The following is an 11,794-nucleotide window of genomic DNA, read 5'->3' as shown; positions in this document are numbered from 1 at the left end:
TGGTGGTCGGGCCCGGGGGTTCGGTGGCGTAGCGGGGGTCGACGGTGTCGACGACGAGGGCGAGGCGGTGGCCGGCGGGGACGTGCCACAGCGCGGGTTCCAAGGAGAGGTCGACCGCGCGGGGTTCGCCGATCGTGCTGCGGCGCAACGTGATCGGCTTGTGGGTGATGAGCTTGCCGCCGCCCGCCGGGTCCACGTCGTAGAGGTAGCCGACCAGCGAGGTCGTCTCCGCGCGGGGGACGACGGTGGCGTGCAGCGTCGCCGCTCCCGCGACGGTGACGCCGGTCGGGTAGGGCTCGGTCTGCCACACGCCCGCCGCCGCGCGGTCGAGCAGCCCGACCGGGGCGAGCGGCGGGATGCCGGTGAACTGCTGGAGCAGCCCGTTGACGAAGATCGTGCCGCTGTCGGCGGCGGTCGGGACGCCGGTGCGGACCTCGCGCCGCCACGCCGGTTGCGGCCGGTCGGACAGCAGCCCGGAGGCCGCGAGGTGCCGGGTGTCGACGGTGCCGGTGACCGACTCCCAGTCGGGGTGGTCGCGCCACGTGCCGCCGCTGATCGGCGCGAGCCGCACCGGGTTCTCGGTGTCGACGCCGTTGTCCGCGCCGCGCAGGTGGTGGTCGAACCAGCGGCGGGCGGCGTCCCACACGTCGTTGGGGAGCCCGGCGGCGCCGAACAGGTCGGGGGTGGCGTGGTCGCCCGGGGACAGCAGCAGGTGCTTGGGACCGGTGAGCCGCCGGTAGAGGCCGGTGATCTGCCCCGGCTGGAACAGCGAGTCCTCCCACGCGTTCGCCAGCAGCACCGCGGTGCCGTTCGCGTTGAGCCGGTCGACCTCGCGCAGCGGGGACCGGTCGTCGCCGAGGTGCAGCACGTCCTCGACGCGGTCCTCCCGGTAGGCGCGTTCCAGTTCCCGCAGCTCCGGGCCGAACCGGCCGGTGACGTGCCCGACGGCGAGCAGCGCTTCGGCCGCCTGGGTGCTGACGGTCTCGTTCGGGTAGAGGGAGGCGAGCAGGTCGCTCCAGCCGCTCATCGCCGCCACCGCCCGCACCCGCGGGTCCGCGGCCGCGGTGAGCACGCTGATCCCCGCGCCGTAGGAGATGCCGCCCATCCCGATCCGCGCGGGATCGGCGCCGGTGTTCGCCAACGCCCAGTCGATGACCGCGGAGGCGTCCCCGACGTCGGCCGGGCCACCCACGTCGACGGCTCCGCCGGAAGCGTAGAAGCCGCGGGCGGTGTAGGTGACCACCACGTACCCGGAGTCGTAGGCCATGCCTGCGGCGGCACCGACGTACTCGATGTTCGGCGTCGCCCAGCTGGCGGGCATCACCAGCAGCGGGAACGGGCCGTCGCCGCGCCCGGTCGGTTCGATCACCTTCGCCTCCAGCGGGACGCCGTCGGCACCGGGCACGGTCCGGTGCGTGATCGCCACCCCGGGGGCCGCGGCGGCCACCGGAGGGGCGAGCAGCGCGGCGGCCAGCACGCTGGTCGCCAGGACGAGCAGACGTCGCACGGTGGGCTCCTCTCGGGTGATCCGCGGCACAGCGCACCAGTGAACCGCACCGCGAGGCACCGATTCGGTTCAGCTCGGCGAATCCGCGCCCAACCGAGATCGAGCGCGGTCGCCGGTCCCGGAACCCCCGGGCGGTCGGCCCCGCCCGGGGGTCTGCGGGTCAGCTGCGGTGGGCCACCGCGGCCTCGGTGACCGCGACGGTGCCGAGCACCAGGTCCTGCCCGGGGTCGACGGTGCAGGTCAGGTCGAACGTGCCGAGCAGGGTGCCGGAACCGTCCGCCTTCTTCGGGGTGAGCTTCGCGGTGAAGGAGTCCGCGACCGACACGGTCGCCGCCCCGGCCGCCGCGGGCGTCACCGCGGGCACCGGGCCGGCGGCGGTGACCACCAGCGGGCCCGAGTCGGGGATGGGCGTGCTGGGCACCGGCAGGTCTTGGATCACCACGTCCTGCGCGGCACCCGCCCCGTCGGTGACCACGGCGGTCACCGTGGCGGATCCTTCGACGGTCGCCGCGCCGACCAGGTCGAACCCGTTCACGGTGTCCTCCGGGACGGTCACCGCCGCGCTGAAGTCGGTGGCTTCGATGGGTTGGCCGGCGACCGCGGAGTCGGGCAGGGTCACCGCGATGTCGGTGCTGACCGGCCCCTTGCCGATCAGCGGGAAGTCGCAGGTGTAGCCGAGCGTGGTGGTCACCGGCTCCGCCGCGGCGGTTCCGGTCCCGATCGCGGTGGCGGCCAGCGCCGCCCCGGCGACCAGGGCCGCCCCGCGTCGGGCGGTTCGAGAGCGTTCGGCGTTCAGGTGCACAGTTCCTCCAGTCTGCGCGCGGCATCGGCGCCCGAGCTGCGGACACCGCCCGGCGTTCATTTCGGACCACTAGAGAACTTCCAGCCGCCGCGCGAACGCACGAGTTCGCGCGGGACATTCCGACTGAGATGAGAAGTGCGATGCCTGGCGGGAATTTCAATTGCCACCGGACGATTCGGACGCTACCGAGGGGAATCCCCCGGCACAACGTTCCGCGTGGAAAATCCGCTGCCCGCACCGAAATTCCGGCGCACGTTGTCACCGAGCTCATCACCACCGGCGCGGCGGTGCGCACAATGGATCGATCACGAACCCTCCGCCGCACCGCACGACGGCCCTCGCCGCGTTCGGATCGTGACTGTCGCGCGGACCGTCCGGCATGACACCCTCAGCGGCAACCCTGCCGGACGCGGGAGAAAGCCAGGTTGGCAAGATACGGAGTCCGGGTGACGACTGCGGCTCGCACCGGAGCACGACAGGAAGGAACCAGGTGAACGCCGACACCGCACAGGTCGACGACCTGCGACTCATCGCCCTGCCCACCGCGATGAACTGCACTGACATCTTCGTGCGCTTCACCCTCAGCGAGTGGTCGCTGCGGCCGCTCGCGGACGAGGCCGCGCAGACCACCCTCAGCATGGTGAACGCCGCGGTGCAGGCATCCGACCCGAAATCTCCGGGATTCCTCACGATCAGGTTGCGATTGCGCGGCGATTGCCTGGTCATCGAAGTAGAGGACGAGACCCGCGGCCCCGCTCCCGCCACGTTGCAGGAATTGGAGGGGAAGCGCACCGGCGTGGAGCCGTTGCGCGGAGTCGGGAACCGCCGCTGGTGCGAACTCGCGCTGCCGCCGGGGATGAACGCCTCGGCCGTTCCGCTGCCGCGCCGCGAGAAGCGCCGCTCCCCCGCCGCCGAGGCGCTGGGCGACGAGCCGGAAGAGCTGGACCCGCAGGTGATGCAGCGGCTGCTGTCCGGGTTGAACAACGCGGGCGGCGGGCACCGCAGGCCGGAGTGAGCGGAACTCCCGGACGCGGAACGGGGCGGTCTCCGCGCCTGGGAGGAACTTCGCCCCGCTGATCCCCTCGCGCCGTTCGCGCGAGGACGGCGCAGCGCCCGAGCGCGCGGAGCGGTCCGTATCATGGGCGTGTGCCGGAAGGAGCGACCGAGGTCCGCTACGACGAGGTGTTCGTCGCCGCGGTCGGTGTGCTCAACACCCGCTGGGCGCTGCACGTCGTGCACGCGCTGAGTGCGGGCCCGCTGGGCTTCAACGAGCTGCGCAGGCAGGTTCCCGGCCCCGGCCCCAGCACCCTCAAGCAGCGGCTCTCGGAACTCGCCGACGCGGGACTGGTGCGCCGCGAGGTCCTGGACGGATCTCCGCCGCGCACCCGCTATTCGCTGACCGGACGCGGCGCGGGCCTGCGGCCGATGTTCGCGGAGATGACGGCGTGGGCGACGCGGAACGGGTTGCGCCCCACCGAACCCGGTGAGGTCTCCGGCGGCGTTCTGGGGCTGTTCCAGGAGAAGTGGGCCATCCACGTGGTGTGCGTGCTGCTGACCGGGCCGCGCGGTTTCAACGAGCTGGCGCGCGAGGTCGGGATCAGCCAGGTCACGTTGTCGCAGCGGCTCAGCGAGCTGGAGCGGCGCGGGCTGGTCGACCACGACCGCGGCGGGCGGCCCGCGACCTACTCGCTGAGCCGGGCGGGCCTGGACTTCCGCGTGGTCGCCGAGCCGCTGGTCGCGTGGGCGCACGCGCTGCACGCGCACCAGGAGCGGCCGGCCGCGCACGGCTGACCGGTTCAGCTCTCGGCGGCTGTGCGGGGCCCGGGACGCGGAGTGCGCCGGACCTGTTCGGGCACCACGACCTCGTCGCACCCGTTGAGGTAGTCCGGCGTGGTGCCCAGCAGCGCGGCGAGCCCGTCCACGATCTCGGCGCGCGGGTTCGTGTTCCGGCCGCAGGCGAGCTGCTGCAGGTACTGCGTGGAGACCTTGACCTGCCGGGAGCGGTGCAGCTGGTCGGCCAGCGCCGCCAGCGAGCACCCGCGCTGCCGGTACAGGTCGCGGAACCGCTTGCCGAGGAACTGCCCGTCGCGGCCCGTGATGTAGGCCACGGAGGTCTTGAGGAGCCCGGCGAGTTCGGCGGCGTACAGCGGCAGCGGTGAATCGGGCGCCCGGCCCAATCTCGCGATCCCGTCCCTGGACACCACGACTCCCCGCTTGCGCAGGTCACGGGCCAATTCCGGGTAACCGTAGCCGCGCTGCTCGCAGAGCAACCGGAAACGCCGCGCGCTGACGCGCCGACCACCCGACACGACGAACACCCCCAGGAAGCGCAGGGGTTCGAGCACCCCTGGCGTCCCACTGTAAGCGCTCATCCCCTTGTATTCGGCGGGCGCCACAATTTAGGCTGCTCACCAGCAGGAATCAACTCAGCCACGAACTCCGCACCGGGAGGGCCGCGGCTGGGCCTTCGGTGCGTCCGGCTCGGTCCGGTGCGCCGCGTTCCTGCCACCCGAGCCAGGGGGTCAGGGAGCGCCGCGCACGCGGTGCCGCGCCGGATGCGTTGTTCCGGGGGTGCATCGCATCCGGCGCGCAAGACCTCCGACACGTCCACTGTGGACTACTGAGGGCGGATCACTCCGCCCTACCGCTTCGCAGTTCGGGACCCGCCTCGAATCGCCGCTCCACCGCTGCCGGCGACTTCACGAGCACTAGCACGATATCCGGAGCCATTGATCCCCGACCCCTTGCAATGCGGGTCGGACCATGCGGCACGATGCAGAAGAACCACTCGGAACTGCGCCGCACACCGCGGAATCCTCACCCTTTCAGACGATTGTCGCTGCCCCGGTGGTTCGAGATCCTGTTGGGCTCGCCGCGATCGGCGGCCCTGCACCGCGTCAGCAGGAATCAGTGCGACATTTCCGGTAGAGGAGATCCGCGGCATGCCCGCCGACCAGCACGAACAGCGCCTCGACCTCGTGCGCGCAGCAGCAGAGCAATGGGCGAAGAACCTCATCGAGTTCGGCCCGCAGAACACGCTGCTGCACTTCAAGAACACGAAGACGACGAGTTTGGACCTGTCGAATGCGAAACCCGCATTCGTGCGGGATTTATTGCTCGGAAAGCCGGTGAAGCTCAGCGCACTGTTCGAGGATTCCGCCGCGCACAAGGACGCGAGCACCCGCGCCCGCTCGCTGCGGCGCACCATGACGGCGTTCACCGAGGAACAGGGCATCGACATCGGGAAAGTCGCGCAAGGCCTGGTCGTGGCCAAGCCCCGGCACGGTGCGACCGCGCACGCACCAGCGCGCGGCACCCGCGCTCCGCTGCTGCTGCGCTCGCTGCGGATCACCGCGCGCACGGCCGCGGAGAGCGAGTTCGTGCTGGAGACCGAGCGCGACGTGGAGATCAACCCGGTGTTGCTGCACGCGCTCGACCAGGACTACGGCCTCGACCTGGACCTGCCCGCGTTCACCGCGGCCGTGCAGGAGGTGCTGGGCGCCACCGAGGATCCGCAGGAGCAGGTCGACCGGGTGGGCGCCGAACTCGCCTCGGTCGCCGAGCGCCAGGGCGTCCCGCTCGACGTGGAACCCGCCGTGGTGTGCGGCCTGTTCAACTACGCCAAGCAGCCGATGGTCGAGGACCTGCAGCAGGCCGTGGAGCTGCTCACCGAACACGACCTGATCGCGGCGCTCGCCGGGGACCAGCCGGCGCAGGCGGAGGTGCGCGCGCAGTCCGCCGGGTACGAGGCCCCGGCCGCGGACTCGGTCGAACCGGCCGAGGAGTTCCTGGTGCAGGACGCCGACTCCTCGCAGCAGCGGGCGATCGACACCGCGCTGGCCGGGCACCACGTGCTCATCGAGGGGCCGCCGGGCACCGGCAAGAGCCAGACGATCGCGAACATCATCGCGGGTGCGGCGGCGCGCGGGAAGCGGGTGCTGTTCGTCTCGGAGAAGCGGGCCGCGATCGAAGCGGTCACCGGCCGGCTGGCGCAGGTCGGACTGGACAAGCTGGTGTTCGACCTGCACCAGCAGCGGTTGGACAAGAAGCACGTGGCACGCCAGCTGCAGGACAGCTTGGAGTCGGCGGGGCGGCACACCCGGCCCGAGGTGGCCGCCCACCACCGCGACGTGCGCAAGCGGCGCGCCGCCTTGCGCTCGTTCTCCGACGAGCTGCACCGGCCGCGCGATCCGTGGGGGCTCAGCGCGTTCCAGGTGCAGGCGAAGTTGCTGGAACTCCGCGCGCCCGCTTCGCCGCACGTGTTCTCCAAGCCGGTCCTGCAGCTGCTCGACGCCGACACCGCCACGCGCCTGGAAGAGGGCCTGCGCGGCTTCATCGACAAGGGCGGCCTGCGGGTGGTGCGGCGGGAATCGCCCTGGTGGCAGGCGGAGATCCGCAGTGCCCAGGACATCGAGGAGATCCTGCTCAAGCTGAACTCGCTGGCGACGAAAACCTTGCACGCGGGCCGGGAGAGCATGACCTCGGTGCTGCGGCAGACCGGGCTGCGGACGCCGCTGGACCTGGCGGGCTGGCAGGAGGTGCTGCACCTGCTGGGCGAGGTCAACGACAGTGTGCGCGCGTTCGGGCCGGACGTGTTCAGCACCCTGCTCGACGACTGGTACTTCGCGGTCGCCTCGCGGCGGGAACGCGCCCAGGCGGGGCACAGGCTCGGCTGGCTGACCCGCAGGCGGCTGCACAAGGAGCTCACGGAGGCCTCCACCGACGGGATCAAGCAGCGCTCGGTGCTGCACCGCAAGCTCGCGGCGGTCCGTTCCCAGCGGGATCGCTGGCAGGCGCTCGGCGATCCGGCCGGGCACCCGTCGGAGGTGACCGGGCTCGGCGAGACGATGGAGCGGTTCAACACCTTGCGCGACCAGCTCACCTCGGTGGCGCTGTTCGCGAAGCTCAGCGACGTGGAGCGCAAACCGGTCGAGCAGGTGGACGCCGAGCTCGACGAGCTGGTCGCCGATCAGGACACGCTGTGGCGGATGGAGGACATCACCAGGCTGCTCGGCGAGTTCGAACGCCTGGGGCTCGGGCAGCTGGTGCAGGACATCGCCCGCCGGGACCTCGACGGCGACGCGGCCTGGGCGTTGTTCCGGCACACCTGGTTGAAGTCGCTGCTGGACCGGTTCAAGCTGGATTCCCCCGCGCTGCGCGGTTTCACCGCCGCCGAGCACGACCGCCTCGTCCGCGACTACCGGGACGCCGACTCCGAGCACCGCGATTCCTCGGCCGACCGCGTGCTCTGGGAGGTCGGCAAGGCGTTGCGCCAGGTGCGCGACGACCATCCGGACGAGACGAAGCTGCTGCGGGAACAGGCGAACAAGAAGTCCCGGCACATGCCGTTGCGCAGCCTGGTGCAGCACGCGCCGAACGTGCTGCTGGCGCTGTTCCCGTGCTGGGCGATGTCGCCGTTGGTGGTGAGCCGGACGCTGCCCGCGCAACGGTTGTTCGACCTGGTGGTCTTCGACGAGGCGAGCCAGATCCAGCCGCAGGACGCGATCGCGACGATCGCGCGCGGCAGCAGCCTGGTGGTGGCCGGGGACGACAAGCAGCTGCCGCCGTCGAACTTCTTCGGCCGGATGCTCATCGAGGACGGGGAGAGCGACGAGACGGCGCTGCAGGACTACGAGTCGATCCTGACGGCGATGCGGACGCCGATCCAACGCCAGGAACAGCTGCGGTGGCACTACCGCAGCAGGGACGAACGGCTCATCGCGTTCTCGAACCGGGAGATCTACGGCGACGGCCTGGTCACCTTCCCCGGCTCCAGCAAGGAACCGCCGGTGTCGCTGCACGTCGTCGACGGGGTGGCCTCGCCGGGCCAGGACGGATCGGCACCCGCCGAAGTGGAACGGGTCGTGGACCTGGTGCTGGAGCACGCCACGACGCGCCCGCACGAGAGCCTCGGCGTGATCGCGATGGGCGACAAGCACGCGGCGCGGATCGAGGCGAAGCTGCGCCAGGCGGTGCAGGAACGCCCGGACGTGCAGGAGTTCTTCGACGCGCAGGCCGCTCTGGACACCCGGGTCTTCGTGAAGAACCTGGAGCGGGTGCAGGGCGACGAGCGGGACGCGATCATCCTCACCATCGGCGTCGCCAAGCGCGCCGACGACAGGGTGGACGGACGCGGATTCGGACCGCTGAACCGCTCCGGCGGCGAGCGGCGGCTGAACGTGGCGGTGACCCGTGCTAAGCGGCGGATGAGCGTGGTGTGCTCGTTCCAGCCGGGCGCGCTGGCTCCTTCGGACACTGCGAACGGCACCGAGCTGCTGCGCCGGTACCTGGAGTTCGCACAGCGGCACGGTGAGATCGACCAGGTGGGGCGGCAGCTGCCGCAAGAGCTCAACGGTTTCGAAGAGGACGTCCGGCGGGCGCTGACCGAGCGGGGCGTCGAGGTCCACCCGCAGTGGGGTTTCTCCGGCTACCGCATCGATTTCGCGCTCGCGCACCGGGACCACCCGGGTCGGATGGTGCTGGCGGTCGAGGCGGACGGCGACAGCTACCACCGGGCGCACAGCGTCCGCGAACGCGACCGGCTGCGGCAGGCGCACCTGGAGAACCTGGGCTGGCGCTTCCACCGCGTGTGGGCCTCGGCGTGGTTCGCGGACCGCGCGGGCGAGACCGAGAAGATCGTCAAGGCGTGGGAGGAGGCGATGCGCGACGCGGACGCGGAACCCGTCGCCGAGCCGCCCGCCGAGCCGGTCCGCACGTCCGGCCCGTCCCCCGAATCGCGGCGCGGGCCACGCCCGGACGTGCTGCCCGGCCAGCCGATGGACAAGTACACCGAGCGGGAGCTGATCGGGCTGTGCCGCTGGCTGCTGGCGGACGGCCTGCAGCTGGACCGCGAGGAACGCATCACCCAGGCCATGGCCGAGCTGGGCAAGGCCAAACGCGGACGGGTCATCGTGCAACGCCTGACCCGCGCCGTGCAGATCGCCCAGGACCAAGCAGATCGGGAGGACCGCTGACATGTTGCCCTTGGACGACCGCACCGCCGAACGGGTCGCCGCCGTGATCGTGGACATGGGCGGGCCGTACGAGCGGAAGTCGTACGAGCTGGAACCGCTGCTGCGCCGGGCCGGGTGGACGCCCGCTCCCGAGTACGACGGGACACCGCGAGTGCCGTGGCTGGCCGAGCAGCTGATCGAGAACCGGGACGACCACGCGCGGATCGAGCGGCTGCTGTGCCGGGTGTGCGATCCGGTGGAGTACGACGATGGTCGGGTGATCGCCGAGCAGTTCCGCGAGCAGCTCAACGAGAAGCTGGACGCGGAGGGACTCGTCATCTCGCTCGTCGACGGCCGTCCGGTGCTCGGCGAGGTCGGAGCGGACGGGGCCGCGCACTACTCCGCCCCGGAGAACCTCGCAGCGCGCCTGCCGCTGCTGATCGCCAATGCGACGGCGGTCGACCGGCTGCTCAACCGCGCCCGGGAAGCGGAACTGTGCGAGCAGGTCGGGGCGCACACGATGACGATCATCGCCATCGGTAGCTTCGTGGAGGGACTGCTGTACTCGCTGTTCATGGAACGCGACGAGAAGATCCGCGAAGAGGGCTTCATCGGCACGACGGGCCGCAAGTTCAAGCCGGACAAGGCAGGGCTCCAGATCATGCTCGACACCGCGCACGAGCGGGACTGGATCCAGAGCGATGCGAAGAACTTCGCCGATCACGTCGTGGAGTTCCGGAACTTCGTCCACCCCGCTGCGGAGCTGCGGGGCGGGGTGACCTTCGACGACGACACCGTGATGATGTGCTGGGCGCCGGTGCGCGCGCTGCTCAACGACCTGGAGGAGCACCTGCCTGCGGTGTCCTGACCTCACCGGCGGCCGGGGCCGCGGCGCGGCGGGCGCTCGGGGAGTTCGTCGTTGCACCGCAACCACTTCCGCGCGAGCACCCGCACGTCCTCGTCGTCGTCCCAGTCGCCGCCGGTGTGCACGGTTTCCAGCAGGTGCTCGTCGTCGTGCGAGCCGCGCCGGTCACCGGAGTGCACCGTCATCACGTGCTCCCCGCGCCCCCACCGGAACGTGTAGGACCGTCCCGCCGGGGTGCGGGCGAACACCCACGTCATCGGCAGGAACTTCTTCTTCGGCATGCCACGACGTTAGGGAGCGGAGTCCGGCATCCGGGTAGCTTCCGTACCCTCACCTGATCAGCTGACCTGCAGCCCCCGGGCGAGTTCGCGGGCGGCAGCCGCCTCGCCGGTGGGCGGATTCTCCAGCAGTGCGGCGGACAGTTCCCGTGCCCAGCCGTTGAACCGGGTCGTTTCCGGCGCGGTGCGGTGCGCTTCACGCAAAGTGGCCAAAGTGGACTGGCGGTCGTCCTGCTGCTCATGCGCGCGAGCGATCTCGATCAGGTGCCGTGCCCGGGGCGGCACCGAGGCGATCCGGCCGCCGCCGAGCCTGCGCTCCGCCCGCAACGCCTCGCCGCCGCGCCGCAGGTCGACGTTGATGCTGACCGCGTGCGCCCGCAGCACCGCAACGCTGAAGCTCGACTGCACGTGCCGGTATCCCGGCCCGAGCGTCCGGGCCGCGGTGTCGGCGAGGTCCCAGTACCGCAAGGCTTCGCCGAGCCGCCCCTTGCGCGCCCAGGTCAACGCGCATTCCGCGAGCAGCGCGCCGCGCATCCCGTTCCACTCGTCGTCCTCGGGTCGCGCCGCCAGCAGGCGCAGCGCCCCGGTAGCGACTTCGAGCGCTTCGTCCCAGCGTCCGGACTCGCGCAGCACCTGCACCATCGCCCAGGCGGCACCACCGATCAGCTGCGGGTCGTCCGCCTCGTGGGCTTCGGTGACCGCGCGATCGACGACGAGCCACACCAACTCGGGCGCGGGCTGGTAGGCGACGTAGAAGTTGGCCAGCAGGTGCACTCCCGCGAGCAGGCGCCGCGCCTGCCTGCGCTGCGGACCGTCCTGCGCGCGCACCGCGTCCTGCGCGTCGCGGATCAGAGCGGGTAGCAGTCGTCCGACCTTCGTGCGGTGGTCCGGCGAGGCGTGCCGGAGGGTCCACGCCGATCGCAGCCGCTCCCCCAGGTGGCTCAGGTCGATGTCACCTGCCGGTGCGCGGAACCTGCTCGTGGTGAGCGCGGTCTGCACCTCCTGGAGCGCGGAGTGCGTGTTCACGCCGTCGAGGCGGGAGACCTGAACCGGGTCGTGGTTCCCGGTGAGCTCGGCGAGATCGGCGATGTCGAGCGCCTTCGCCAGCCGGATCAGCGTGTGCAGCTTCGGGGTCTGCAGCCGTCCGGTCTCCACCGCCTTGACCCACTCGGCCGAACGCCCCACCAGACCGCCCAGCACGGGACGGCTCATGCCCGCCCGCTCCCTGGCCTGCTTGATCCGCCACGAAACGTCATCGCCCATGCACCCGAAGTATCCACGCCGCGGCGGTGCGACGGAACAACTCCGCCGAACGAGCGCTCACCCCGGCGCCGCGGGCCCCGGGGGGGGGGGGGGGTGGGGGGCGGGGGCGGGGGGGCCCCCGCAAGC

At 71.5% G+C, this 11,794-nt stretch carries 9 protein-coding genes; 4 read left to right on the top strand and 5 right to left on the bottom strand.

The genetic code is table 11. The features are described from left to right. Positions 1–1,507, bottom strand: a 1,507-nt coding sequence (locus tag LCD33_RS27140) for a CocE/NonD family hydrolase (RefSeq protein ID WP_224978428.1), incomplete at its 3' end; no start/stop codon positions are given. A gap of 160 nt (positions 1,508–1,667) precedes the next feature. After that, the gene (locus LCD33_RS27135; RefSeq protein ID WP_224968744.1) at positions 1,668–2,309 is read right to left on the bottom strand and encodes a DUF6801 domain-containing protein; all 642 of its coding nucleotides are present in this window, start codon (positions 2,307–2,309) and stop codon (positions 1,668–1,670) included. Positions 2,310–2,799: 490 nt separating this feature from the next. On the opposite strand from LCD33_RS27135, the gene LCD33_RS27130 reads away from it, so the two are divergent. Continuing rightward, positions 2,800–3,324, top strand: coding sequence for an ATP-binding protein (locus LCD33_RS27130; protein ID WP_224978427.1), 525 nt, complete (start codon positions 2,800–2,802; stop codon positions 3,322–3,324). 131 nt (positions 3,325–3,455) lie between these two features. Further along, positions 3,456–4,100 carry a helix-turn-helix domain-containing protein gene (locus LCD33_RS29525; protein ID WP_224962447.1) on the top strand — a complete coding sequence of 215 codons (645 nt, stop codon included), beginning with the start codon at positions 3,456–3,458 and terminating at the stop codon, positions 4,098–4,100. A 5-nt stretch (positions 4,101–4,105) separates the two neighbouring features. On the opposite strand, the gene LCD33_RS27120 is transcribed toward LCD33_RS29525, so the two are convergent. Then, complete coding sequence (locus LCD33_RS27120; RefSeq protein ID WP_224962449.1) at positions 4,106–4,681, bottom strand: helix-turn-helix transcriptional regulator; 576 nt, start codon at positions 4,679–4,681, stop codon at positions 4,106–4,108. Positions 4,682–5,251: 570 nt separating this feature from the next. On the opposite strand from LCD33_RS27120, the gene LCD33_RS27115 reads away from it, so the two are divergent. Beyond that, positions 5,252–9,283 carry an AAA domain-containing protein gene (locus tag LCD33_RS27115; protein WP_224968748.1) on the top strand — a complete coding sequence of 1,344 codons (4,032 nt, stop codon included), beginning with the start codon at positions 5,252–5,254 and terminating at the stop codon, positions 9,281–9,283. A 1-nt stretch (position 9,284) separates the two neighbouring features. Then, positions 9,285–10,130 carry a hypothetical protein gene (locus LCD33_RS27110; protein ID WP_224968750.1) on the top strand — a complete coding sequence of 282 codons (846 nt, stop codon included), beginning with the start codon at positions 9,285–9,287 and terminating at the stop codon, positions 10,128–10,130. 2 nt (positions 10,131–10,132) lie between these two features. On the opposite strand, the gene LCD33_RS27105 is transcribed toward LCD33_RS27110, so the two are convergent. Continuing rightward, positions 10,133–10,408, bottom strand: coding sequence for a hypothetical protein (locus tag LCD33_RS27105; protein WP_224978426.1), 276 nt, complete (start codon positions 10,406–10,408; stop codon positions 10,133–10,135). Positions 10,409–10,465: 57 nt separating this feature from the next. Continuing rightward, positions 10,466–11,668 (bottom strand): helix-turn-helix transcriptional regulator, encoded by a 1,203-nt coding sequence (locus LCD33_RS27100; protein WP_224968754.1) that lies wholly within the window; start codon positions 11,666–11,668, stop codon positions 10,466–10,468. Positions 11,669–11,794 lie beyond the last annotated feature (126 nt).

Origin of the sequence: Saccharopolyspora sp. 7B (genome assembly GCF_020177435.1) — a bacterium.
Taxonomy (GTDB): domain Bacteria; phylum Actinomycetota; class Actinomycetes; order Mycobacteriales; family Pseudonocardiaceae; genus Saccharopolyspora_C; species Saccharopolyspora_C gregorii.
The sequence above is the reverse complement of the archived record's forward strand: the minus strand, read 5'-3'. Positions and strand labels throughout refer to the sequence as shown.

Coding starts and splice junctions, on each gene's coding strand:
- LCD33_RS27120 (WP_224962449.1), bottom strand. CDS start 4,681: ATGAGCGCTTACAGTGGGACGCCAGGGGTGCTCGAACCCCTGCGCTTC.
- LCD33_RS27115 (WP_224968748.1), top strand. CDS start 5,252: ATGCCCGCCGACCAGCACGAACAGCGCCTCGACCTCGTGCGCGCAGCA.
- LCD33_RS27110 (WP_224968750.1), top strand. CDS start 9,285: ATGTTGCCCTTGGACGACCGCACCGCCGAACGGGTCGCCGCCGTGATC.
- LCD33_RS27100 (WP_224968754.1), bottom strand. CDS start 11,668: ATGGGCGATGACGTTTCGTGGCGGATCAAGCAGGCCAGGGAGCGGGCG.
- LCD33_RS27105 (WP_224978426.1), bottom strand. CDS start 10,408: ATGCCGAAGAAGAAGTTCCTGCCGATGACGTGGGTGTTCGCCCGCACC.